Genomic DNA, 23,552 nt, shown 5'->3' on the forward strand with positions numbered 1-23,552 from the left:
TATTATGGAAGAACTCACCCAACAACAGGTTCAGGACTACTACGGCCGCCAATTGCAAACCCAAAAGGATTTGCAAACCAATGCCTGCTGCACCGATGACATCCCCTTGGAACACCGCCGCATTCTGGCCCAGCTAGAGCCCGAGGTGCTCGACAAATACTACGGCTGCGGCGTAGCCGTGCCACCGGCCGTGGAAGGCTGCACCGTTCTGGATCTGGGCTCGGGCAGCGGCCGCGACGCCTTCCTGCTCTCGAAGCTGGTCGGGGAGGCAGGCCGGGTAATTGGGGTAGATATGACGGAGGAGCAGCTGGATGTGGCGCGTCGGCACGTAGCGGCGCATACTACCCGCTTTGGCTATACCAACCCCAACGTTGAGTTCCGTCATGGCTACATCGAGGATCTGCGCACAGCTGACCTGGCCGATAACAGTGTGGATATCGTGGTGAGTAACTGCGTCATCAACCTCAGCACTGATAAAGAGGCTACATACCGCGAAATATTCCGGGTGCTGAAGCCCGGCGGCGAGCTGCACATCTCCGACGTATTTGCTGACCGCCGCATTCCGGAAAGCCTGCGCCAAGACCCCGTACTGTACGGCGAGTGCCTGAGCGGCGCCCTCTATACCGAGGATTTTCGCCGGCTGCTCGCTCGCCTGGGCATTCAGGACTATCGCCTCACGGCCAGCCGCCGCCTCACCATAGGCAACCCTGAAATTGAGGAGAAAGTAGGCAATATTGGGTTCTACTCGCTTACCGTGCGCGCCTTCAAGCTGCCCGAGCTAGAAGACCGCTGCGAAGACCACGGGCAGGTAGCTACTTACCTAGGTACGGTGCCCGGCCACGCGCACGCCTTTGTGCTCGATGACCACCACCGCTTTGAAACCGGCCGCCCCATGCTAGTGTGCGGCAATACGGCCGCTATGGTCAGCCAAACCCGCTACGCCCCGCACTTCCGCGTCCTCGGCGACCAAAGCCAGCATTTTGGGTTGTTTGATTGTGGCCCTACTGCCACAGTTGGTACACCTGATGCGGCAGCCGGCAGCTGTGGCTGCTAGCCCTCCACTAGGCCCAAACCAACTAAAAAGCCCCCAAGCCACTGCGGCCTGGGGGCTTTTTGCCCGGGTGGGTGATGTACTAGCTAGTCTTTGCGCGTGTACTGCTCGTAGCGGGCGCGGTCTTTCTTTTTGTCTTTCTTACGGCCAATCAAGCCGCCAGCTGCAGCACCGGCTACACCGCCAACTACGGCTCCTTTCGTGCCACCTACCACAGCACCGGTTACAACACCAGCACCGCCGCCAATTGCAGCGCCTTTGCCTTTTTTACTCCAGCCTTTGCGGGTTCTGGTTTGGGCTTCAGCTTGTGAGGTTACTACCGTGCTTTCCAGTACAAACAAGGCCGAAAGCATAGCCGCATATATCTTGAAAGTTTTCATGGTTTCGTTCTTTAACACTGAGAGAAACGTGTGTAGAGCTTAAACGCACACCAGAAAAAACGGGTTGTGTATCAGTCCATATTTTACAGTTCAGCTACAAGCAGTTCTTCCGGAGTCAGGAAAGGCAAAAAAATACCCCCGAACCAGCGGTCCGGGGGTAGTGGATTTACTAGGGTGTTGATGCTTATCGAGCGTCAGCCTTGGTGTTATCAGAAGCAGGAGCAGGGCCGGCTTTCTTCACATACGTGTCGAGCCAGGTGTTCATTTCCCACAGCATGTGCATGATGGACTCACGGGCGGCATAGCCGTGCGATTCAGCCGGCAGCACCACGTAGCGAACCGTAGCGCCGTTGCCTTTCAGGGCGTTGTAGAACCGCTCGCTCTGGATGGGGAATGTGCCGGAGTTGTTATCGGCCTCGCCGTGGATCAGCAGAATCGGGGTTTTGATTTTGTTAGCGAAGTTGAACGGCGACATAGCGTTGTACACCTCCGGTGCTTCCCAGAACGTGCGCTCTTCGCCCTGGAAACCGAACGGCGTGAGCGTGCGGTTGTACGCGCCGCTGCGGGCAATACCAGCCTTAAACAGGTTGGTATGCGCGAGCAAGTTGGCCGTCATAAAAGCACCGTAGCTGTGGCCCATTACCGCCACGCGGTTCGGATCAACTACGCCCAGACGCTTGCCTTCGTCAATAGCCGCTTTGGCTGAAGCCGTGAGCTGCTCCACGTACGTATCGTTCGGCTCTTTGCTGCCCTCGCCCACAATCGGAATGCTGGTGCCCTGCAGCACGGCGTAGCCCTGCGTTACCCAGAACACCGGCGAGCCCCAGTTGAGGCGCGCGAACGTGTAAGGCGAGCCTTTTACCTGGCTGGCGTCTTTTTTGTCCTTAAACTCAACGGGGTATGCCTCCATGAGGGTAGGCAAGGGGCCGTCTTCCTTCTTGTAGTTCGGGGGTAGGTAGAGGTTGGCCGTCAGCTCCACACCATCGGCACGCTTGTACTTCAGCACCTGCTTCTGCAGATTGCCAATGCTAGCGTAGGGGTTCGTGAACTTGGTGAGGGGCGTCAGTTTCAGGCTCGGCGCATCGCGTAGGAAGAAGTTAGGCACCTCCTGCGCTGACTCGCGGCGCGTAACAAACACTCGCTTGGCAGGGTCGAGGATGGCTACTGGTACTTCGTAGTACGGCGCCTCGGAGCGCCACCAACGCTGGCTTTTCTTGGTGCGTACGTTCAACTCATCAATGAACGGACGGTCGCCTTCCGGCGAAGCTCCATCCCCGATGAAATACACCACGTCGCCGGTGCCATCGGTTGCCAGCACGTAGCGGCCTAGGGCGTTCCGGTGCAGATAGGGCGTGCCGGGGTCGGTGTAGGTGTCTTGCGATGAGCGCTCAAACAGCGGCGTGAGGGAGGTTTTGGTAGCTAGGTCCAGCGTCCAGGTCGTTTCCTTGCGGTCGGCCCAGCGGTAGCCTTCTACCAGCGCCAGCTTGTCGTTGCCCCACTGAATGGAGCGGAAGCGCAGGGGTAGTGCGGCCAGTTCCTGGGGTTGCGCGTCAAACGGAGCAGCTACCGCGAAAATCTTATCGCGCACGGCAGCTTCGGTTTTGGGGTTACCGCCATCCTGAGCTTCTACCCAATACACCGTATTGGGGGCATCTTCGCGCCAGCCAAAGTTGCGTGGGCCGGTTGGCACGGCATCAAAGCTGGTGGGTACGTTATCGGCCAGAGGTACATCGGCCAGCTCCTTTACTATTAGGCCTTCCAGGTTCAGTACTTCCAGGCGTTGCGGGAAGCTGGTTACGGGCAAGGTGTAGGAGTAGGGGCGGTGGCGGGTGCGCACCAGCACAAAACGGCCGTTCGGCGAAGGCGACGACTGCTGAATAATGCCTGGCTGACCCAGCGGCGCCATACGGCCATCGAGGCCAACTTTTACTACCTGCGAAAGGGCATAGTAATCGAACAGACGCTCATCAACGGGGCTTTTCAGCAAGTCTTGGTAGGTACGCGCTGCGGAGGTGCGGCCTACGTTCTGCTGAATGGTGGGGCCCTTCGGCGCGTCCAGGGCGCTAGGAGCCTCACCGCGGCCACCCACAACGGCCCGGGCAATAATGGTTTTGCTATCCGAAGTCCACTCAAACGGCATTCCGAAGATGCCATTCAGGAACAGGTTTGGAACCAAGCGAGCGGAAGCAGAGGCCACATCGGCAATCCACAGCTCTACGTGGTTGTTGGTAGTATGCGTAAAAGCTACCTTGGTGTTATCAGGTGACCATTGCACGTCGCTGATGCGCGCGTTGGCCGGAACGCCCTGAATCAGAAGTTCTTTGCCATCGGGTAGCTTACGTAAGCGCAGGGTAGAGGCATACGCCACGCGGCTAGGCCCATTGGTGCGGGGGTTAATGCGCAGGCCAGCCAGCCGAAGCTCGGGTTGGCTAACCTCAGCAATAGAGGGCATGTCGCGCACATCCATCAGCAGCATCCACTGTCCGTTGGAGGCAAAGCTGATGCGAGGCGTTGGAGCAGCCTCTGCCAGGGTAACAATAGCTTTAGGAGGCGTCTGGTAAGGCAAGTCTTGCGCCGTGGCCAAGCTCGACGCACCCACACATAAAGCCAATGTGAGTCGAAGTATTCTCATAGAAGAAGTTAAGCAACAGGAAACTACTGCAAAGGACGGTACATTCTGGCAGATATTCTATAGAATGTGCAACTCTGTTCCTCGTAATTTCGTAGCGCCCAGCTTACCCAAAGTGCAAAAACAAGCCGACCTCTGTCAGCGGAATGACAGAGGTCGGCTTGTTTGTGGCCTTGGCGTTGCTGAAACGCAGCTTTAAGCTAAGCTAGTGATTGATAGGAGCTTCAATCACAATAAATTGGCTATCCCCCTCTATTTGTATCTGTATCAGGTCAGTTTCCCACAGCCCAATGCTTTCCCGCTGTGCTAATAGCTGCCCATTTACGGTAAGGCTGCCTTCCATCAGGAAGATAAAAACACATTTATTAAGCGGGTTCAACTGATACGCTAGGCTCTGTCCGGCATCAAAGGCTCCTAGGCTGAGCTTAGCGTTCTGATTGATCCAGCAATGCGCCGTGCCTTCCTCGTTACTCACGATGGTAGTGAGCTGGTTGCGGCGCTTTTCGCGCGGGAAATGGCGGCGCTGGTAGCGCGGCGTAATATTTTGCAGCTTGGGCTCAATCCAGATTTGCAGGAAGTTTACCTCATCGTCGCCGATGTTATATTCCTCATGGCGCAAGCCGCTACCTGCACTCATAATCTGAACCCAGTCCTGGGTTACTTCCTCGGAGTAGCCTAGCGAGTCTTTGTGGTTCATGCTGCCGGCCAGCATCACCGAAATGATTTCCATGTTGGCGTGGGCATGCAGCCCGAAGCCCTTGCCCGCCTGCACAAAATCATCGTTGAAAACGCGCAACAGGCCAAAACCAGCCCGCTCCGGGTTGGCGTAAGGCCCGAAGCTGAGCGAGAAATTGCTCTGGAGCCAGCCAATGTCTTTCAGGCCTCGGTCGGCGGCGGGGGTTAGGCGAAATGGCATAGCTAGGAAGGCAACTGCCCGTGAAAGGCAAACTCAGAAATGGATTTACGCTGGCGGGCGGCTTTCTCGCGGCTCAGGAACGGCTCCTCTAGCTGCTCAACGGCGCCTAGGTAGCCTAGCGCAATAAAGGCTACGGGCTGTAAGGTATCGGGTAGCTGGAAGACCTCCTTGGTTTTAGCGGCATCAAAGCCACCCATAAAGTGGCCGTGTAAGCCAAGCGCCGTGGCTTCCAGAATCAGGTTGCCGTTGGCCAAACCCAAATCATGAAGGGCGGCACCATTGGGTGTGCCGTTATCATACTGCGTTTTGGCCAAAGCCAGAATCAACAGGGGCGCGTTTTTGGCCCAAGGCTGGTTGCCGGGCAGCAGACAATCCACCATTTTTTGGAACGTCTCTTGGTCGGCGTGGTGGGCATAAATGTAGCGCCAGGGCTGCTCATTCATGGCGCTGGCGGCCCATGAAGCAGCCTCAAACACTTGGTCCAGCGTTTCGGGCGCTACGGGGTAGCTGGCGAAGGCCCGGGGGCTCCAGCGTTTACGGATGGTTTCGAGAACCGGAAAATTGGTGGGAGCGTGTTTCATATGAATCTGTAAACCAAACTCCTCGCTATTGTTTGCGCTACGGCCAAACAAAGAGCGAGGGGTAGGTTACGCAGTAAAAAAAGTACATGTAAAAACGCCTAGGTCTTCAGCAGTCGTAAACCTACCGAAGGCTGCGGCAAGTTGCTACGCCCTACGCTGCCTGGTGGCGGAATGATGCGTAAGGCGCCAGCCTTACAGCGCCATCGGCACTTCCATCAGCAGCAGGCGCGCATTAGAGCCGGCCTGAACCGAGAATGTATCGGTGTCCCAGATGCCGAATCCGTCGCGGCGGTGCAGGGCCTGGCCACCTATGGTCACGTCGCCGTCCAGCACGAACACATACACGCCGTTACCGGGCTTCTTCACTTGGTACTCGGTAGCAAAACCTGCCTCAAAATCAGCCAGATGAAACCACGCATCCTGATGGATCCAAACACCGGCATCGTCGGGGTTAGGAGAGAGGATTTGCTGAAACTGGTTGTGGCGGTCTTCGGCCCGGAAGGTTTGCTGGTCGTAGCGAGGCTTTACATTGCGCTTGTTCGGGAACACCCAAATCTGCAAAAACTTCACTTCCTCGGTGTGGCTGTGGTTTTTCTCGCTGTGAGCAATGCCCGTGCCGGCGCTCATTACTTGCACGTCGCCGTTGCGGATAATGCCGTGGTTGCCCGCGTTGTCTTTGTGCTCCAGCGTTCCGGAAAGCGGAATGCTGATGATTTCCATGTTGTCGTGGGGGTGCGTGCCGAAGCCCATGCCACCAGCCACGGTATCATCATTGAGCACGCGCAGTACGCCAAAGTGCATGCGGTCGGGGTTTTGGTAGCCCGCAAAGCTGAACGTGTGGTAAGAGTTAAGCCAGCCGTGGTTGGCGTGTCCGCGCGTGTTGGCGGTATGAAGCAGGGTTTGCATGATGTTTCTACCTAGTAGGATAAAGCTGTGCTTGCAATCATATGTACATACATAGATTGTAGCTCAAAGATTCATTTTCTCCTATGTTTTTCCAAAATAAGTTGGCTAGTAGTTGTAAATACATGTGTAAACTGCTAGCTGTTAATTGATTGTGTTTTACTATAGATTATGCTGTATTCTGGTCAACTTCAACTTTTGCCAATGCGCAGCCTGACTTCTGGCAGTAGGAGCGAGCCTTGGCTGTAGAGCAGCATTAGTTTCACCATGCTGCTCAGGATAGCATTGCTGATTTCTGGTGGCGTACGTATGCATCTGGCTGCCTCTTTCGGTTAGTTTTGAGCTATGAATGTGCTGATCATTGAAGACGACCGTGCACTAGCACGGGAGCTAGGCCTGTTTCTCCACGAGGAGCATTACCACTGCGACTTTGCCCGCACCGGGCGTGAGGCGTCGGAAATGCTGTTTGTGAATGAGTATGACTTTGTACTCTTGGATTTGGGCCTACCAGATCAGGATGGGTTGCAGCTGCTGGCTCAGGCGCGGCAGGAGCGGAATCAACACGCATCTATTATCATCCTTAGCGCCCGCGGCACCGTTGATGACCGCATCAGCGGCCTCAATCTGGGCGCCGACGACTACCTGCCCAAGCCCTACTCGTTGCTGGAGTTAAGCTCCCGGATGCAGGCTGTAACCCGCCGCAAATACGGCGTGGTGCAGGATACGCTCACCTTCGGTCCGTTTGTGCTCGACCTCAGCGACCGAAGCCTGCGCTACGGCAGCCACCAATTGCTGCTCACCCGCAAGGAGTTTGATTTGCTGCACTATCTGTTGCTGCACCGGGGCAAAGTGCTCACGCGCCTCCAGCTAAGCGAGCATATCTGGGGCGGCTCCGTAAATGAAAGCGCCGACCACGACTCAAACTACATTGATGTGCATGTGAAAAATGTGCGCAAAAAGTTGGCCCAACATCAGCCTGAGGCGGAATGGATTGAAACCGTGCGCGGTATTGGCTACCGCCTGAAACCCGAGCAAACCGAGCCGGAAGCGTGAAGCTGCAGCAAAAGCTGATTCTGCTCAGCGTCCTGTCAAAAGCGCTGATGGCAGCCGTGCTGCTGCTATTGCTGCCGTGGGTAGTTGAAAGCCTCGTAATAAGCCACACCGATGCTGCATTGCGCACGGAGCTGGCGCAAGTGCAGGAGCGCATTCGGCAGGTAGGCCTCGATGAGTTTTTGCCACAAGTAACTACGCAGCGCCGCACGCATTACGACCTGCTTCCGGATGAGTTCATCGACATTGAGCTGACCCACGCCAACCAGCAGCCCGATACCATTGGTACCTTTCCGCGCCTGCAGCACGGCACCCCAATTGATTTTCGGGTCTTGCGCCACAATGGGGCGTACAACGGACAAGCCTACACCTGTGAAATTGGGAAAAGCATTGCCTCGTTGGAGGAAGTATACTCGCTGCTACGCACGCTGGCGGCCTTTGTACTAGCCTTTGCGGTGCTGCCAACCCTGCTGTTTGAGCTAGGCGTGATTCGGTACCTGCTGCAACCCGTTGACCATATTGTGCAGCGGCTGCGGGCCGTGCGCGGACCTACGCCGCCGCGCCAGCCGCCCTTGCGCACCTCCACCTCCGACTTCCAGTACCTCGATGCCAGTATTCAGGAAATGCTGCTCAAAATTCAGTCGGTGTTTGAGCAGGAGCGGCAGTTTATTGCCAATACTTCGCACGAGCTCCTGACCCCGATTTCGATTCTGCAAAACCGCTTCGAGAACATGTTGCGGGCCGAGTATCTGCCCGAAGAAGCCGAAGCACAACTCGTGGCCTCCCAGAAAACTCTGCATCGCCTGACAGCCACGCTACGCACCTTGCTGCTGATTTCGCGGGTAGAAAATGGACAATTTGCCCTCACGGAGCAGGTTTCGATAGGGGAAGTTTTGGCTGATGCGCTGGAGGAGCTGGAAGACCGAATCAGTGAGCAGCAGTTGCAGGTACAGTGGCACCTAACAGATGCGCCTGTGCTGGAGCCCGCCAACCGGTCGTTGATATTCACGCTTCTCTCTAACCTGCTCAGCAACGCCGTGAAATACAACCAACCGGGCGGCCAGATTGAGTTGCGCGGTCAGCGCCTGCCGGATGATGCTTACGAACTGCGCATCCGGAATACTGGCAAGCCAATTCCGCCCGAGCACCTAGCCCACGTGTTTGAGCGGTTTCAGCGCTTCGATACGGATGCGGCGGAAGGTTACGGACTAGGCCTGGCGGTGGTGCAAAGCATTGCCCAGCTACATGGCATTGGCATCAGCGTAACCTCCGATGCGGAACACGGCACCGAGTTCCGGCTGCGGCTGGCTCCTGTGCGCTTCTGAAGTATCAGGGCAGAGGTTAGGCCTGATAGGAGGACTAGCAACCAGGCTCAGCGCATGTGGTCGGCTTTTGCGGCTGCAATCAGGGCGGCAGGCGTTGCTAGGGCAGGGCGTGACGGAAAGCCCGGCGGCGGGTAGTATTTTGCCGGCGCTATGGCCTTGCTTCAGTTACCCGATTTTCCGGTTGTTTCGCGTTTGGCCCCTACGCCCAGTGGCTTTCTGCACTTGGGCAATGCGGTTAACTTCACGCTTACCTGGCTGCTCACGCGCCGGACTGGCGGCACGCTGCACCTGCGCATCGATGACCTGGACCGCGCCCGGTTTCGTCCCGCCTACCTCGACAACATCTTCCGGACCCTGGACTGGCTAGGCCTCGATTACGACCAAGGCCCCACCGGCCCCGATGAGTTTGAGCGGCATTTCTCGCAGCGCCATTTTCTAGAGGAGTATGAAGCCGTGTTGCAGGCCGCCCGTATAGCTCACCCGGGCTTGTTCTACGCCTGCCGATGCTCCCGCTCTGAGCTGGCCCGTCTGGCCCTACCCAATGGCCGCTACCCCGAAACCTGCCGCCCCCTCGCGCTACCCCCTGATGCGCCTCAAACCGTCTGGCGTGCCCATGTGCCTAGTAGTACAGAAGTTAGCTTTCCGGATTTGCTGCAGGGGCGGCTCAGCTGTCAGTTGGCGCAACAGCTCGGCGACTTTGTAGTGCGTAAGAAAGACGGCACGGCGGCGTACCAGGTGGCTTCCGTAGTAGATGATGTGCGCCTGGGCACCACGCTCATTGTGCGCGGCCTCGACTTACTGCCCAGCACGGCGGCCCAGCTCTGGCTGGCACCTTTCCTGCCGGGCCAGGCGAGCTTTGAAACTGTGCATTTTCTGCATCATGGGCTGATAGTAGACGAGGCAGGCCAAAAGCTGTCCAAATCAACGCAGGCAGGCCACCAAAGGGGGATTGTGGAGGAAGCAGCTTCCGTGCAGGTTGTGTACCGAGCCGTGGCGCAGTTACTAGGCCTTCCCATACCCCCAACCGCCCAGCTTTCCCTCTCTGACTTACTGCAAGGTTTAAGCTACTAGCAGGCCTAGTAAACCGTGCAGAAACCGATGTGAATTCAGACCATAAAAAAAGCTCCTCCGACAATGTCAAAGGAGCTTTTTAGTGGTTGTAACGTCCGCTTATTAGTTGCGAGTTACCAGTTTGTTGGTTTGGAGTTCCGTTGAAGGAATCGGCCAGATGTAGAGTGTTTCTGTAGGTTGTACCGCACTCACCGAGCCTTTGCCAGGAATGGGTACGAGTAAGCGCATAATGTCGCTATTGCGGATGCCTTCCCCTAGGAACTCAATACGGCGCTCCAGTAAAATGGCATCTACTAAGGCCGTCGGAGAGGTAAAGCTCTCGGCAGTGTAAACACCATCTGGGTTAGAGCGGCCCCGTACGGCATTCAGCAGTGCCAGCGCCCGGGTTTCCGAGCCGCCGGTGCGGGCCAGCGCTTCGGCCAGGTTCAGCAGTACCTCCGAGTACCGGATAACCGGAGCGTTATCGGTGAACGGGCTAGGTGCCGCGTACTTCTTCAGGTATACCTCAGTGCCAAACGTTGTCATTAGGGCAGTGCGCCGCGCATCAGTAGCTGCAAAGGCCGGGTTAGCCAGAATACCTGAGGTGTTTAAGCTATATTCTCCGTTGCCACCTGCCCCTGCAGGCAGAGGGGCGTTGTAGTAATAACCCAGTTGGTTTTGAGTACCAGGTGCGTCCTGAGCAGTAAACGGGAACGCCAGAATAAGCTCCGAGGACGCCGAACCAGTAGCGAATACTGCGGCAATCGAAGGATTCAGGGCGTGAGCAACTCCACTGGTAGCCGAGAATGGTGCCGCTTCCGAAACAATCTTGTTTGCTTCCGTAATCACGTCGGCGTAGCGGCCCATGCTCAGGTATACCCGGGTTTTCAGGGCAATAGCCGTGTTGCGATGGGCCCGGCTTATGTTCTGTGCAGCGGCACCTTGTGTGAGCGGCAGGTTCTGCTCAGCAAAGTTCAGGTCAGCCAAAATCTGGTCGTATACCTGTGCTACCGTGGCGCGGGCCAGGTCGTTGTTGTCCTGGCCGGTTTCAGCCTGCAGCCGCAGCGGTACACCGGGCTTGCTGCCATTGCCATCAGCATACGGGCGAGCGTAGTACTGCAGCAATGAGTAGTAGCTAAGGGCACGTAGCAAACGGGCCTCACCCTGGTAGTTGAGGGAGGTAGCGGCAAACGTGGCAGGGAAGGCTGGTGCTACGAATTTAGCCGAGTTAGCTTCCATGCCGGCCAGAAACACGTTGATCTGGTTAATGGCCTGGTAAGCTGCTCCCCACAAGCTGATAACATCGTTCTGCGACGCCTCGGTGAGGGTGTGATTCCACACAGCAGCACCTGTAACCAAGTTAGAGGTACGGTTCAGAAAATCATCAGCCCGAATGTCTCCGTACACCTGGTAGCGACCACCCAAAAAGCTGCCTGACTTCACGTAATCGTACAGGTTGTTTACCTGCAGGGCAATGCGCGTTGGGGTGTCAAATGCTACTTCGCTAAAGATGGAGGTTCTTGGCTGTGGGTCCAGGAGCTCTTCCTTACAGGAAAAGGTTCCCAAACCCAATAAAGCCGTGCAAATACCTATAGTAACCTTATGTTTAAATGTCTTCATCAGACGAAATGAATTAGAAGCCAATGTTGAAACCTACCGTGTACGTACGGGCCTGACCTACCGAGTTCCGGTCGACGCCGGCACCTAGGTTAGCGCTGCCATTAGTCGAAATCTCAGGGTCAATCCCCGAGTATTTAGTCAGCAAAGCAGCATTCTGTACTTGCACATAGAAGCGGGCACTACCTACGCCAATGCGGTTCAACAAATCCTGATTGAGGGTATAACCCAATGACACGTTGCGCAGACGAGCGAAGTCACCTTTCTCCACGTTATGCGACATAACCAGCGCCGAGCCGTTGGAAACGTTATCGCCGTACACTACGCGAGGCCATTCGCCGTTCGGGTTCTCGGGAGTCCAGCGGTCGAGGATATCTCGCTCGTTGTTCCAGAAGCGCTGATCGTGCAAACCAGATTTGGTACCGTTGTAGATGTAGTTACCACCGGAGAACTGAACAAACACGCCTAAGTCAATGCCTTTATAGCGGAAGGTGTTATCCAGACCACCGTACCACGTTGGCAGCACTGGGCCGAAGTACACCCCGTCAGCGAGCTGCGAAGGAGCCGAAGTGGCGGTGCCGTCCAAGCGGGTCCAGCCGCTACCACCACCCAGGTGGTTGTACTGTACTACTGTTACGGTACCATCAGCATTCTTTTTCTCTACCATCCGACGACCGTTGGCCGGGTTAACCCCTACCGAGCGAACTGCCAGAATCTCACCTACCGAGCGCCCTACTTCCGTGAAGTTCACAACTTCAAGGCCTGAAGTAGCCGTACCAATCCGCTGGCCTTCGGTAGCCAGGGTTAGCACTTCGTTTTTCAGGGTAGTGATGTTACCATTCACCGACCAGTTGAAGTTCGGCGTGTTGATGGCCGTTACGCGCAGGTTCATCTCAATGCCCGTGTTCTGCATGGAGCCCACGTTGGCGAAGATGGAGTTGTTAGGAATACCCTTGGAAGGCGACTGGGGAACACCCAGAATCAGGCCGTCTACCAAGTTCTTGTAGTATCCCACGTCGCCCTGAATGCGCTCATCAAGTACGGCGAAGGACAAGCCAACGTCGGTTTTCTTGCTGGTTTCCCAGGTCAGCTGGCGGTTACCTGCGTTGCTGAAGGCAAGCGTAGGAGCGGCAGCGTACAGACCTGAGTTGTAGAGGTTCAGCGAAACGAAGTCATCGATGCCGTTGCTGTTACCTACCTCGCCGTAGCTACCGGTCAGCTTCAGGAAGTTCACGCGGCTCAGCACTGAAGAGTTCTTCCAGAATTCTTCTTCCGAAATAGCATAGCCTGCGGACGCACCGTAGAAATTACTCCATTTTTGGGCCCAAGCAGAGTAACCGTCACGGCGGAAAGTTACCGAAGCAATGTACTTCTTGCTGAAGTTGTAGTCAGCCCGGCCAAAGTAGGAGAGCAGGTAGTTTTCGCCCTGGAAATTGCCATCTACGGCAACGTTGGTGAAGTTACCCTGGAAGGTAGTAAAGAAGGGGTCGGCTACACCAGTGCGGCTGGCACCCCAACGGTCGGTTTCGGTGTGCTGCTGCTCCATACCACCCAGCACTGAAATGTTGTGCTTCTCCGCCAGGCTCACGTCGTACTGGGCCGTGTTCTGCCAGTTCCAGCGCTTGTTAGTGCGGTAATAATTCAGAGCCTGACCACCGGCATTAAAACCGTCGCCAGCAATGGGAGTATAGAAGGCTTTGTCTTCGAAGGCGATGTTATAGATACCGAAGTTGGTGCGCAGCTTCAGACCTTTCAGCACTTCCAAGTTAGCATATACGCTACCCTGAATTTCGTTGCCGTCGGAGTTGAAGTAGTTGTTCTCCAGGTCTACGAGGGGGTTATAATACCCTGGCAACAGCGGTGCACCCGTAGTAGAGGCAGGGTTGAGGTTGGCACCGGGGCCAATGCCGGCACCGCTAGTGTTGTAGCTGCCATCCGGATTGAACGCGGGTATGTTGGGCGGCAATACCAGGGGCAGACGGCCCAAACCAGCCGTGCCGAAGGCACCATCGGCTACGGAGCCGGAGTTAGGCGAAGAGTTGCGGGTGTTGGAGTAGCCTACCCGGGCTCCGATGCTGAACCGGTCGTAGAGTTTGTGGTCGATGTTCAGACGGGCAGAAGCGCGCTTAAAGGTGTTGCGCTCCAGCATACCCTTCTGGTCGGTGTAGCCTACCGAGGTATAATAGGTGGTTTTCTCGGTGCCGCCGCTGAAGTTGATGTTGTTCGACGACGAGAAGCCCGTGCGGTAGATGTAGTCGTACCAGCGGGTGTCTACGGCATTGCCGTTGGCATCGAGGGTAGGACGGAAGCCTTCTACGTTGGTAGCTGGCTGGCCAATAGCAGCCCGGTTAGCGTTCAGGTTCCGAACAGCTTCGTTCTTAATGCCGATGTACTCCGAAGCATTCAGCATGTCGTACAGGCGCACTGGCTTCGACCAGCCCACCCACGAGTCAAGCGACACTTTGCTCTGGCCGCGCTTGCCACGCTTGGTCGTAACCAGAATAACGCCACCCGCTGCCCGCGAACCGTAGATAGCGGTAGCCGATGCATCTTTCAGCACCTCCACGCTCTCAATGTCGTTGGGGTTGATGTTACTGAGCGGGTTGTTGGGCACGCTGCCTACGGCCGAGCTGTTGCCGCTAAACGCCGGAATACCGTCGATAACAAACAGCGGCGCGGAGCTCAGGCTGATGGAGTTCACACCCCGGATCCGGATTACGGGTGGGTTGTTCAGTACCCCGTTAGGGGTAGTGATGTTCACGCCGGGAGCCTGACCCTGCAGGGTCTGCTCAAAGCTTTGAACAGGCTTGTTAGCAATTTGGGCGGCACTGATGCTGGATACGGAGCCCGTCAGGTCGCGGCGCGACTGGGTCAGGCCGTAGCCTACTACCACCACTTCATCGAGGCCGGTGGCGCTCGAGGAAAGCGAAACGTTAATAGAGGATTGTCCGCCTATTGCTACTTCCTTGGGGCTGTAGCCAATAAACGAGTATACGAGGGTTGTAGCCGTGGTTGGCACCGATAAGGTGTACCGACCATCACTGTCTGTTGATGTCCCTTGCGAACCTCCCTTCACAATAACGGTAACGCCCGGCAGCGCGGCACCGTCAGCTCCAACTACCCGCCCGGAAACTGTTTGGGTTTGTGCCCATGCTTCCTGGCCAGTGAGTGCCAACACCACAAGAGGGCACAAGAGTAAACTTTTCTTCATGCGTACGGTATTAGGGGTTAAATCAATATCGAGAGCTAATAAAGGTAATAATCATAAGCTGAACAACGGTAGGCAATGTAATTTTTAATATTAATATTCTTTAATTGTAAATATCGCAACAAAAAACACCTAAAATATGCCCTATATAAAATGTATTAATGCACCGAATTTCGCGTTCTGAGGTCTTGATGTAAACGAAAATACAGGGCGCAAAAAGGCCTTCCCGCTAGTGTAGCGGGGTTTGAGCTGTAATGAGACCTAGGAAAATAAGGGACGGAGCAGCCGCTATATCTGGCAGGGAGTACTACTAGAGGCAGCTACCGCAGTTCCTGCTTGAATTGTTCAGCCCAATAATCGGCGAGGCGGGTTGGCTCAGGTAGCTTATAGCCCCGCAGGCAGGCTAGCGTCAGGCGGGTTACCGTTGCTTGGTCGCAGCGGTGGCCGGGGCTCACAAACAGCGGGTTTACTTTATCCTTGGAGCGGATGACTTCTCCAAGAAGCTCTCCGCTCTTATCGGTAAGGGGCGTGATGCTGCCTTTCTGCAGTGCCGGCTCTTGGTACGTGCCCGTGAGGCGCTGTTTAGCTACCCCAAACGTGGGCAGGTCAAGCATCACGCCTAGGTGGGCCGCAATGCCCATCCGGCGCGGATGCGCAATGCCATGCCCGTCTACCATAATAATATCGGGCCGGTGCTGCAGCTTCTCGAAGGCCAACAGCAGATTGGGTGCTTCGCGGAAGGCCAGCAGGCCCGGTATATAAGGCAGCGTAACGGGGCTGGTGTGGTATACCTTCTCCACCACTTCCAGGGTGGGAAAGCGTAGCACCACAAAAACCGACAAAACCGTTTCGGGAGTTGGGAAAGAGGAGTCGCAGCCAGCAATAAGCTGCGGCTCCTGCGGAAGGGGCACCAACTGTACGTGGGTGCGCAGCTCATCCTGCTGGCGGGTAAGGTCGCGGACGATAATAGGATCGGCGGGCGGGGAAGCGGGGCGGTAGTAGGCCATGTACTAGGGTGGTGGTGAAGGCAAAGGGTGTACTGTGGCGTGCACCGCCGGGTTGTGCTGGCGGGCGGTAACAACCCGCGCCGGCTAGGCACGTTATTTCAGCAACATACTTTCTGCACTATGTCTACGAAGCCTGAGCAACCTGCCGATACGGGGAGCGGCGCCTTTTTTGAGCGCCGCTACTGGGTAGATGTGCAGCACCCGCGCCAGTCGGCCGATGGGCTGCTTTATCATATAAAGAGTCATCTACCGGAGTACTCGCCCGATCTGCTTGCTGACTTTGAAAAGTCCCGCGGCCAGCCTGGCGGGCTGAACCTCGGCGATGAGTACCGCATCAAAATACTAGGCCCCTGGAACGGCGAAGTGCGCGTAACTGACCTGGGTGAAAATTTCTTTGAGCTTTCTACCTTAGAAAACCACCCCGAGGCCGGCCGAATCTGCTTTACGCTGGCTCCTCATCCCTCCCTGCCCCATACGTTGCGCTTTGAGATACACTCCCGGGCCCGCTCGCGCGACGGGCTCGTTGCGCTTACCTACGACACCCTCGGGATAGGTAGGCGGGTGCAGCAAAAAACCTGGGAAACGTTTTGCCAGCGGGTTGCCGACCAAAGCGGCGGCCTCCAGCTAGGGCCCGTGCAGGTCGAAACCGTCAAGCAGGATTCTTCCGGAACTGAAATAACCCACGATGTCTGAGCGGCCTTCCTTGTCTGCGCGCGAAAAGAAACGGCTGGAGGCCTATGCCCAAGCCGGCTACAATTTCGACTTAGACCAAACGCATACCTACACCGCTGATAACGGCTGGCAGGTAGACGACTATGAAACGGAACTACCGCTGGAGGCACCCGGCCCGCCCGATGCGCGCGGCTCCTGGGCCGCTGCCCGCGAAGTACTCCGGAACTACACCTTCCCGCCGCCCAACCTGATAACGGGTATTTTCCTGGCAGAGCAGCCTCTGGAGCAGCGCGTGATGGTGCTGCGCGGCCGGTTTTTGTTCTTCACCTTCTGGTTTGGCGTCCGGATTGGGGGCGTGACGGATGAGGTGCAAACCCTACCTAGCGGTGAGCAGGAACAGGTGTGGGGGTACAATTACCGCACCCTGGAAGGCCACTTTGAGCGGGGGCAGATTGACTTTTCCATCCATAAAAGCCTGACAACGGGACGCGTGCGGTTTCATATTCACGCCTTTTCGCAAACCGGTCGCATTGCCAATCCTTTTTATTGGATTGGGTTTAAGCTCTTCGGCCGAATGCTGCAAAAGCGGTTCGCCCATCAATCAATGAAGCGGCTGCGGGAGCAGGTAGAGGAAATGCTGCGCAAAGGCTGGCAAACCCCCGACACCGCCAAGGCCCCGCCCATTGAAAGCGCCGCTTCAAACACAAGCGCCCAGACTCAACTGAACAAAGCCACCTAGTACCTGGGCCGTAGCGCCCTGTCTCTGCCAACGGGTTACTAGGGGCAGTTAAGCTATAAACCGCTACCCGTCTGTGTATGCTGCTTCACACGGAACAGCATGCACAGACGGGTAGCGGTTTACTTATTATATAGTATGCTAGATTTTCCTGCGTGTTGAACGGCAAGCCGAAGGGCTGCCCTTTAACAGGCTAGGCTGGCTTAGCGGCCGAAGTCGTCCTGCACGCGCACAATGTCGGCTTCGTCGGAGGGCTGGTGGGCATCGGTATGTTGCCAGATTTCGGCAATAGTGCCCCAGTCCTGCAAACCCACGAGGCGGTGGCGCTCACCCTGCTGCAAGGTAATCTGGTCGCCGGGGCCATAGGTTTTCAACTCGCCTTCTTCATCCGTTGGGCTGGTGATAACGCCTACCGTGCCGCTGACCACGCGCCAGATTTCGGCGCGGCGGTGGTGGTACTGCCACGAAAGGCGCTGATGCGGCGCTACCAGCAGAATTTTAGGGCTCAGTTTGCCCGAAATCCGCAGCCCCTCCACTGACAGGCCGTCGAAGTAGAGGTCGGCAAATTCCTGCGCTTGCGTTTCGTCCAGCACAAAAAAGCCACCCCAGGGGCGTGTGTCATCCTGGCTCTCGATACGGAATCCTTGCTCCTGGAGCTGCTGCTGAGTTTGCCGGAACAGCTGCTGCTTAGATAATTCAGCGCTCATAAGTAGTTGATATGAATGAAGAAAATAAGGTCAGAAGAAAAAGCTAAACCGGTTGGGGGCATGCCCACCTGGCGTGTTGCCTGCCCCAACCGGTTTGAGTCCCAGTGCTACCTAGGCGCCTGCAGCTCCTGTGTTTGGTGCCTAGGCCTGCGCTACGGCTGCCCGGCGGCTGCCCCGCAGCCCGTACCACATAATGTAGAGGTAGCACGCAGCGGGCACCAGTAGAGCCAGGCGTAGGGTGCTGTGGTCGGCGATGACGCCGAACAGCAGCGGAATCACGGCCCCGCCCACGATGGCCGTGCACAGCAGCCCTGAGGCTTGCTCCGTATGACGACCTAGTCCGGCCACGGCCAGCGTGAAGATGGTTGGGTACATCAAGGAGTTCATCAGGCCCACGGCCAACAGGCTCCACATGGCCACCGCGCCGGTGGTGTTAATCGAAATCAGCACCAGAACAATGGCGCCCACCGCATTAAAGGCCAGGAGTTTGCCGGGTGAAATCTTGCCTAGCAGGTACGCGCCTGCAAAGCGGCCCACCATCGCTGCAAACCAGTAGTTGGCTACCTGACTGCCGGCTTGCTCTTCGTTTAAGCCCATCACGTCGGGCAGGCCGAGGTAGTTTACAATGTGCGAGCCAATGGCCACTTCGGCCCCTACGTAGGCGAAAATGCCCACTACCCCGAACACCAGATGCCGGTAGTTCCAGGCGCTGCCCGCGCCGCTGCCCGTCGTAACGGTGTCTTCGGCTGTGTGCGCAATCTGGGGCAGGTTCACGCGGCTGAGCAGCAGGCTGATCACTAGCAACACGGTGCCAATAACCAGGTACGGAGTCTGCACGGCTGTTACATCCAGGCTGGCGGCGGTGGTCTCATTCACAACTTTAGGCAATTGACTCAGAATGAGTACGGCCCCTATTTTTGGGGCGAGGTAGGTGCCCAGCGAGTTGAAGGCCTGCGTTAGCGTCAGACGTGCGGAGGCTGACTCCGGCGGGCCCAGAATGGCCACGTAGGGGTTGGCGGCCACCTGCAGAATGGTGATGCCGGAAGCCAGCACAAAGAGTGCACCCAAAAACAGACCATAGGCCCGTTGGGCAGCGGCCGGGTAAAACAAGTAGGCCCCGATAGCGGCCACGCCAAAGCCGATCAGCATGCCGCGCTTGTAGCCTACCTTGGCCACCAGCTTGCCGGCCGGAATGCTCACCAGAAAGTAGGCCCCGAAAAAGCAAAAGTTAATCAGGTTGGCTTGGGTATAGGAGAGCTGAAAAACAACCTTCAGATACGGAATCAGGATATCGTTGAGGCAGGTGATAAAGCCCCAGAGAAAAAACAGGGTAGTGACGGCCGCCAACGCGGAGGTGTAGCGCTGCGGAGTGCCGGGGCCGGCAACTTGGGGAGTAGATAAGGTGGGAGAGGGGGACGCCATAAAAGGACTGTTGAATGAAGAATGGGCAGGACTAATGAACCAGCTCAGTTGCTGCCTGAACCCGTGGCAGAACCGGTGGTGGAAGTTGATGAGTTGGTGCCAGTATAGCGAACCCGCTTGCTCTGGTCACTAACGCGTAGCGTAAAGTAACCATCTTCCAGCCGAATTTGCCCATCCGTGTCAGGATAACTCCAATCAGCCTATGGCTTGCTGGTGAAAGTAAGCTCACGTCTTTCACCCAGGTGAAATTCTACTACTCAGAAGCCTTCAGCCGCTTTACGGGGCGCGTAATCCGAGCTAGCTCATCGTTCAGAAATCCCTACACAACTTCCGTACTAGCCTTATATGAGCCTACTAGTGCTCCGCGCCAAATGGCAGCAACGTTGCAGGGCAGGTTGCTATATTTGAACGTGGTGTAGCTCAGGCCCTGGCAAAACCTCGTGGGTATGGCCGCTTCATAGATGGTACCGCGGATAAAGGCGAGTAGAGCTTTCCGATTAGGGCTTGCCTAGTCCGAGACCTGGAGGTGCTGCATAAAAGGTAGGCTTCATTAAACAGCGCCGGCCGTTTTGCTTTCGGTGGCTGGTGCCAGCGTTGCTGGGCCTGCAAAGCGCAGTAAGGTGTAGCCCAGCGCGCCAGCACACAACGACGCCACCAAGATGGCCAGCTTCGCTACATCAGCCCCTACGGATTCTTCGCCCAAGGCTAGCAGCGTGATGAAAATGGACATGGTAAAGCCAATGCCGGCCAGAATGCCCGCGCCCCACAGCTGCTTCCAGCTGACGCCGGGCGGCAGCGTTATCCAGCCCAGCCGAATCACTACCCACGCCAGCCCGCCAATACCCAGCGGCTTGCCAATAAGTAAGCCTGCCAAAATTCCCAAGGCCAATGGCGAACTGAGCTGCCGGAATACGGCCGGCTCCAGCACTAAGCTGGTATTGGCAAACGCGAACAGCGGTATGATACCAAACGCTACGGCTGTGTGCAACTGCTGCTCCAGGCGCTGGGCCGGGGAACTGCTGCGCAAATAAAGCGCCTCCAACTCTTCACTGATAATCCGAGGATCGGCCGCATCCGTGTGTACTTCCGTGCGTATCAGGGCCAGGCGCTCATCAATCCGGTGCAGCAGCGCCTGCCGGGTGAACGGTATGCGGAACGGAATAGCCGCGGCCAGCAACACGCCGGCCAGCGTAGCATGTACCCCCGACTTTAGCATGAAAAACCACAGTACGGCACCCAGCGGTAGGTACGCCCACAAGCTCCGGACCAGAAGCATATTGAAAAGCAGCAGCACACCCCAAGTGCCCAGTGCCAACAAGAGGGAGTTTAGGTGTAGCTGCTCGGTGTAAAACCCGGCAATGACGAGCACCGCCCCTAGGTCATCTACAATGGCCAAAGCCGTCAGGAAAACCTTCAGGGCCAGCGGCACACGCGGACCTAGCAACTGCAGCACGGCCAGCGCAAAGGCAATGTCCGTAGCCATTGGAATGCCCCAGCCTCCGGCCGTGGGTGTTCCGTGGTTGAAAAAAGTAAAGAGCAGCGCCGGCACTACCATGCCTCCTAGGGCTCCTACGATGGGCAAGGCCGCCTGCCGCACCGAGGAAAGCTCGCCCTCCAGCACCTCCCGCTTAATTTCCAGGCCCACAATCAGGAAAAATACGGTCATCAGCCCGTCGTTGATCCAGTGCAGCAAGCTATGGTCGAGAACTAGGTTGTGGATTGATATCCGGATGTGCTGGTTCCAGATAGCAGGGAAATGCTGCGCCGGACCCCAATCGGAGTTGGCTAGCACCAGAGCCAGTACGGCACTGATCAGCAGCACAATACCGGCCGCGGCCTCCCGCCGAAAGAACTCAGTAAACGGACGAATCAGGGGTTTAACAAGGGTAGGTAGCACCATAGGTTGAGAGTAGTACGAGCAACTCAAGTGGAGCGCTCCATCGTCAGGCCCACATCAGCCACCCCGCAAACGGCGGTGGCTGATGTGGGCCTGAAGGTACTAGTCTACGGAATTTGATGAGCAGCAGTAGCAAGTTTCGCCATTTGTTATTTCGCCGGACGGGCTAACAGCAGCCCCAGAAAACTTTCTGACCGTTAGGCTCTAGGTTCAAGTTGGTACGAGACCTAGGCCATGGTGGGCAGTACCAATACCGGCACGGGGCTATGGCGGAGCAGTTGCGCCGTCACGCTGCGGTGAAATAGGCTACCCGGGAAAGTGTGAGGTCGGGCCAGCACTACAAGTAGCTGCGTTTGCAGGTCAGTGGCAGCCTGCAGAATGCCTTCGGCCGGGTCGTCGTGGGGTATGTGGTGGAAGCAGGTGGCAGGCAACGGCCCGAACATAGCGGTGCGGCGCACCGCTTCCAGTCCTATGGTGTTCTGGCCGGAAGCAGGCCCATCGGGGGTAACGTGTACTACCGTTGTATCGGGCTGCAGCGCCGTCAGCAAGTCAGTCAGGGCAAGGGAAGGAGCCGTAAGCCAGAAGCTGTGGTCATCTACGGCCACGGCAATGCGGCTGGGTAACTCAGTTTCCGTCCAGCTTTCGGGCACCAGCAGCAACGGATAATGTGCCGCCTGCAAAATTGGCGCCGCCTGATGGCGAATCAGACGGTCAAGCAGTGTATCGGATTTTTCGCGGCCCAGTACCAGCAGCAGCGGATGATAGCGCTGCACTACATCGGTTACGGCATCCGGCAACATATTAGCCGTCAGCTCAACCTCGGTAGGCAGCGGCATCTGCTCGGCGCGCTGCAGTAGGTCGGCTTGTACCTGCTTGCGGGTGCTCATCACCAGCGGAACGTTCATGGCCATTACCGTCGGCTCCAATACTGGGTCTTGGTACACATGCAGCAATACCAAGCGGCCTTCGGTTTTGGTGGCCAACCGAATGGTGTAGCGGATGGCCGCTTCCGCCGCAGTCGTAAAATCGGTCAGGACAACAAAGGAAGGTTGCATGGTATAGGTGATGTGTTGCTAAGACAAGATGCTGATTACTGACAGGTTGAAGCCGTTGATGGGGCTAGCAAACGTGGTGTTCCTGTAGGGCTGCGTGGCATGGCTGTAGAGGGCACTTGGGCTCTTCCGTTACCCTAGTGCTGGCAGCAGCAGTACCGGAATGGCACTTTCGCCGATAAGCTGAGCCGTAACGCTGTGATGAAACAGGCCACCCAGCAACGTATGCTGCCGCGCCACCACCACTAGCATATCAACTCCCAGCTCAGCGGCCGCCTGCTGAATTCCGGCGGCCGGCTCAGTGCTGCGCACGATATGCACCGAGTCCGGCCCCATTTTTTCGCCTAACCCGCTGGTACGGATGGTACGCAGAATTTGCTCGGGGGCATGTTCCGGAGCATCCGGTTTGGCTACATAAATCACTTGGAGCGAGGCGTGCAGTGCGTGCTGCAACTGAGGTACTATCTGCTGGCTGTCGTAAAGCGAAAAGGGCTCGCCATCAACGGCCAGGGCTAGGCGGCGCGGCGGAAAGGCATCCCACCCAACCGGAGGCACTATCAGCAGCGGGTAAGGCACGTGGCGGAGCAGGTCAGTGGCGGCGCTGGCTACTACCTCTATGGGCGCGGTAGAGGAGCGGCCCAGCACCAGCAATTGCGGCTGATGGTGATGTACGGAATCTTCTACTGCTTCCGGCAGAAAGCGCGCTGAGATTTCTACCTGTGTTGGAACCGGTTGATCCTCTGCCAGATGATTCAGGGCTTGGTATACCTGCTGCTCGCTGCGTTGCGCGTACTGCTCCGGAGAAAGCAGCGCATCATGCCGAACATGCAGCAGTACAAGGTGGGCGTGCAACGGTACTGCTAGGCCCGCCGCATAGGATAAGGCCCGGTTTGAAACGGCAAAAAAATCAGTGAGAACAACCAGCGCAGGAGTCATAGTAGCGAGATAAGAAGGTTAGAATGAGCCGGCGTAAGCTCCCGTGGCGTCGCCGTTCTGCGCTAGGCCCTTAGCTTCCGTCACGGTGTCATCAAGCGGTTGGTACTCCTTGGGCAGGTAGTTTGGGGCAACCGGATCCTGGCGCGGCCGGATGCGGCCGCGCAACGTGGCTTCAGATTCAGAGCCTATGGTGGATGGTACTGGATAGCGCGACCGAGCTTTATAAGCAGTTTCGTGGTTCATGATGCACGGCTTATTAGGTGTAATGCAGAGGATGCGAAGGGCAGAAACCTACCCTGCCAGGGAAATTCAGTCGGCAAGCCGTTAGGAGAGAAGGGCAGGGTAAGTAGTATGCGGCCAATAGGCGGCTCTCAGCCAAGGAGCGGGCTGCAATAGCCAAGCTGAGAGCGGAG

At 56.8% G+C, this 23,552-nt stretch carries 20 protein-coding genes; 6 read left to right on the plus strand and 14 right to left on the minus strand.

Translation table 11 applies throughout. The features are described from left to right. Positions 1-4 precede the first annotated feature (4 nt). The gene (locus ACYVGU_RS00610) at positions 5-1,054 is read left to right on the plus strand and encodes a class I SAM-dependent methyltransferase (RefSeq protein WP_460620476.1); all 1,050 of its coding nucleotides are present in this window, start codon (positions 5-7) and stop codon (positions 1,052-1,054) included. 83 nt (positions 1,055-1,137) lie between these two features. Here the strand turns inward: ACYVGU_RS00610 and ACYVGU_RS00615 are convergent, their stop codons facing one another. The 5 genes from ACYVGU_RS00615 to ACYVGU_RS00635 form a co-directional block, all read right to left on the minus strand. Then, a complete protein-coding gene (locus ACYVGU_RS00615) occupies positions 1,138-1,431 on the minus strand; it encodes a glycine zipper domain-containing protein (RefSeq protein ID WP_460620477.1) in 294 nt (97 codons plus the stop codon). Positions 1,432-1,615: 184 nt separating this feature from the next. Next, the gene (locus ACYVGU_RS00620; protein ID WP_460620478.1) at positions 1,616-4,063 is read right to left on the minus strand and encodes a S9 family peptidase; all 2,448 of its coding nucleotides are present in this window, start codon (positions 4,061-4,063) and stop codon (positions 1,616-1,618) included. Between the two features lie 202 nt (positions 4,064-4,265). After that, a complete protein-coding gene (locus ACYVGU_RS00625) occupies positions 4,266-4,976 on the minus strand; it encodes a pirin family protein (RefSeq protein ID WP_460620479.1) in 711 nt (236 codons plus the stop codon). 2 nt (positions 4,977-4,978) lie between these two features. Continuing rightward, complete coding sequence (locus tag ACYVGU_RS00630; RefSeq protein WP_460620480.1) at positions 4,979-5,557, minus strand: nitroreductase family protein; 579 nt, start codon at positions 5,555-5,557, stop codon at positions 4,979-4,981. A gap of 192 nt (positions 5,558-5,749) precedes the next feature. After that, on the minus strand, positions 5,750-6,463 hold the full coding sequence (locus ACYVGU_RS00635; protein ID WP_460612996.1) for a pirin family protein: 714 nt from the start codon (positions 6,461-6,463) through the stop codon (positions 5,750-5,752). Between the two features lie 342 nt (positions 6,464-6,805). Between ACYVGU_RS00635 and ACYVGU_RS00640 the strand changes: the two genes are divergently transcribed. The 3 genes from ACYVGU_RS00640 (at position 6,806) to ACYVGU_RS00650 (ending at position 9,906) form a co-directional block, all read left to right on the plus strand. After that, complete coding sequence (locus ACYVGU_RS00640) at positions 6,806-7,513, plus strand: response regulator transcription factor (protein WP_460612995.1); 708 nt, start codon at positions 6,806-6,808, stop codon at positions 7,511-7,513. Then, complete coding sequence (locus ACYVGU_RS00645; protein WP_460620481.1) at positions 7,510-8,835, plus strand: sensor histidine kinase; 1,326 nt, start codon at positions 7,510-7,512, stop codon at positions 8,833-8,835. Before ACYVGU_RS00640 ends, ACYVGU_RS00645 begins: the two co-directional genes overlap by 4 nt. A 150-nt stretch (positions 8,836-8,985) precedes the next feature. Continuing rightward, positions 8,986-9,906, plus strand: a complete 921-nt coding sequence (locus ACYVGU_RS00650; RefSeq protein ID WP_460620482.1) for a nucleotidyl transferase family protein — start codon at positions 8,986-8,988, stop codon at positions 9,904-9,906. Positions 9,907-10,008: 102 nt separating this feature from the next. On the opposite strand, the gene ACYVGU_RS00655 is transcribed toward ACYVGU_RS00650, so the two are convergent. From ACYVGU_RS00655 to nfi, 3 genes are all read right to left on the minus strand, one after another. Beyond that, the gene (locus tag ACYVGU_RS00655) at positions 10,009-11,451 is read right to left on the minus strand and encodes a RagB/SusD family nutrient uptake outer membrane protein (protein ID WP_460620483.1); all 1,443 of its coding nucleotides are present in this window, start codon (positions 11,449-11,451) and stop codon (positions 10,009-10,011) included. A gap of 67 nt (positions 11,452-11,518) precedes the next feature. Beyond that, positions 11,519-14,713, minus strand: coding sequence for a SusC/RagA family TonB-linked outer membrane protein (locus tag ACYVGU_RS00660; protein ID WP_460620484.1), 3,195 nt, complete (start codon positions 14,711-14,713; stop codon positions 11,519-11,521). A gap of 317 nt (positions 14,714-15,030) precedes the next feature. Next, positions 15,031-15,717, minus strand: coding sequence for an endonuclease V (gene nfi, locus ACYVGU_RS00665; protein WP_460620485.1), 687 nt, complete (start codon positions 15,715-15,717; stop codon positions 15,031-15,033). A gap of 120 nt (positions 15,718-15,837) precedes the next feature. Here nfi and ACYVGU_RS00670 point away from each other — a divergent pair, with 120 nt between their 5' ends. Both ACYVGU_RS00670 and ACYVGU_RS00675 read left to right on the plus strand, forming a co-directional pair. Further along, a complete protein-coding gene (locus tag ACYVGU_RS00670) occupies positions 15,838-16,410 on the plus strand; it encodes a DUF1990 family protein (protein WP_460612989.1) in 573 nt (190 codons plus the stop codon). After that, positions 16,403-17,128 (plus strand): DUF1990 domain-containing protein, encoded by a 726-nt coding sequence (locus tag ACYVGU_RS00675; protein WP_460620486.1) that lies wholly within the window; start codon positions 16,403-16,405, stop codon positions 17,126-17,128. The genes ACYVGU_RS00670 and ACYVGU_RS00675 overlap by 8 nt, the downstream gene beginning before the upstream one ends. Positions 17,129-17,328: 200 nt before the next feature. On the opposite strand, the gene ACYVGU_RS00680 is transcribed toward ACYVGU_RS00675, so the two are convergent. The 6 genes from ACYVGU_RS00680 to ACYVGU_RS00705 all read right to left on the minus strand — a co-directional run bounded on the left by ACYVGU_RS00680 (position 17,329) and on the right by ACYVGU_RS00705 (position 23,382). Beyond that, positions 17,329-17,832 carry a cupin domain-containing protein gene (locus ACYVGU_RS00680; RefSeq protein WP_460620487.1) on the minus strand — a complete coding sequence of 168 codons (504 nt, stop codon included), beginning with the start codon at positions 17,830-17,832 and terminating at the stop codon, positions 17,329-17,331. A 141-nt stretch (positions 17,833-17,973) separates the two neighbouring features. After that, on the minus strand, positions 17,974-19,254 hold the full coding sequence (locus tag ACYVGU_RS00685) for a sugar MFS transporter (protein WP_460620488.1): 1,281 nt from the start codon (positions 19,252-19,254) through the stop codon (positions 17,974-17,976). A gap of 550 nt (positions 19,255-19,804) precedes the next feature. After that, positions 19,805-21,154 carry a Na+/H+ antiporter NhaA gene (gene nhaA / locus ACYVGU_RS00690; protein ID WP_460620489.1) on the minus strand — a complete coding sequence of 450 codons (1,350 nt, stop codon included), beginning with the start codon at positions 21,152-21,154 and terminating at the stop codon, positions 19,805-19,807. A gap of 224 nt (positions 21,155-21,378) precedes the next feature. Further along, positions 21,379-22,206, minus strand: a complete 828-nt coding sequence (locus ACYVGU_RS00695) for a universal stress protein (RefSeq protein ID WP_460620490.1) — start codon at positions 22,204-22,206, stop codon at positions 21,379-21,381. Positions 22,207-22,335: 129 nt separating this feature from the next. Then, entirely contained in the window at positions 22,336-23,139 is an 804-nt protein-coding gene (locus ACYVGU_RS00700; protein ID WP_460620491.1) for a universal stress protein, read from the minus strand. 18 nt (positions 23,140-23,157) lie between these two features. Continuing rightward, entirely contained in the window at positions 23,158-23,382 is a 225-nt protein-coding gene (locus ACYVGU_RS00705; protein WP_460612982.1) for a hypothetical protein, read from the minus strand. Positions 23,383-23,552: the final 170 nt, after the last annotated feature.

Source organism: Hymenobacter tenuis, from assembly GCF_054780495.1.

Coding starts and splice junctions, on each gene's coding strand:
- ACYVGU_RS00610 (WP_460620476.1), top strand. CDS start 5: ATGGAAGAACTCACCCAACAACAGGTTCAGGACTACTACGGCCGCCAA.
- ACYVGU_RS00615 (WP_460620477.1), bottom strand. CDS start 1,431: ATGAAAACTTTCAAGATATATGCGGCTATGCTTTCGGCCTTGTTTGTA.
- ACYVGU_RS00620 (WP_460620478.1), bottom strand. CDS start 4,063: ATGAGAATACTTCGACTCACATTGGCTTTATGTGTGGGTGCGTCGAGC.
- ACYVGU_RS00625 (WP_460620479.1), bottom strand. CDS start 4,976: ATGCCATTTCGCCTAACCCCCGCCGCCGACCGAGGCCTGAAAGACATT.
- ACYVGU_RS00630 (WP_460620480.1), bottom strand. CDS start 5,557: ATGAAACACGCTCCCACCAATTTTCCGGTTCTCGAAACCATCCGTAAA.
- ACYVGU_RS00635 (WP_460612996.1), bottom strand. CDS start 6,463: ATGCAAACCCTGCTTCATACCGCCAACACGCGCGGACACGCCAACCAC.
- ACYVGU_RS00640 (WP_460612995.1), top strand. CDS start 6,806: ATGAATGTGCTGATCATTGAAGACGACCGTGCACTAGCACGGGAGCTA.
- ACYVGU_RS00650 (WP_460620482.1), top strand. CDS start 8,986: ATGGCCTTGCTTCAGTTACCCGATTTTCCGGTTGTTTCGCGTTTGGCC.
- ACYVGU_RS00660 (WP_460620484.1), bottom strand. CDS start 14,713: ATGAAGAAAAGTTTACTCTTGTGCCCTCTTGTGGTGTTGGCACTCACT.
- nfi (WP_460620485.1), bottom strand. CDS start 15,717: ATGGCCTACTACCGCCCCGCTTCCCCGCCCGCCGATCCTATTATCGTC.
- ACYVGU_RS00670 (WP_460612989.1), top strand. CDS start 15,838: ATGTCTACGAAGCCTGAGCAACCTGCCGATACGGGGAGCGGCGCCTTT.
- ACYVGU_RS00675 (WP_460620486.1), top strand. CDS start 16,403: ATGTCTGAGCGGCCTTCCTTGTCTGCGCGCGAAAAGAAACGGCTGGAG.
- ACYVGU_RS00680 (WP_460620487.1), bottom strand. CDS start 17,832: ATGAGCGCTGAATTATCTAAGCAGCAGCTGTTCCGGCAAACTCAGCAG.
- ACYVGU_RS00685 (WP_460620488.1), bottom strand. CDS start 19,254: ATGGCGTCCCCCTCTCCCACCTTATCTACTCCCCAAGTTGCCGGCCCC.
- nhaA (WP_460620489.1), bottom strand. CDS start 21,154: ATGGTGCTACCTACCCTTGTTAAACCCCTGATTCGTCCGTTTACTGAG.
- ACYVGU_RS00695 (WP_460620490.1), bottom strand. CDS start 22,206: ATGCAACCTTCCTTTGTTGTCCTGACCGATTTTACGACTGCGGCGGAA.
- ACYVGU_RS00700 (WP_460620491.1), bottom strand. CDS start 23,139: ATGACTCCTGCGCTGGTTGTTCTCACTGATTTTTTTGCCGTTTCAAAC.
- ACYVGU_RS00705 (WP_460612982.1), bottom strand. CDS start 23,382: ATGAACCACGAAACTGCTTATAAAGCTCGGTCGCGCTATCCAGTACCA.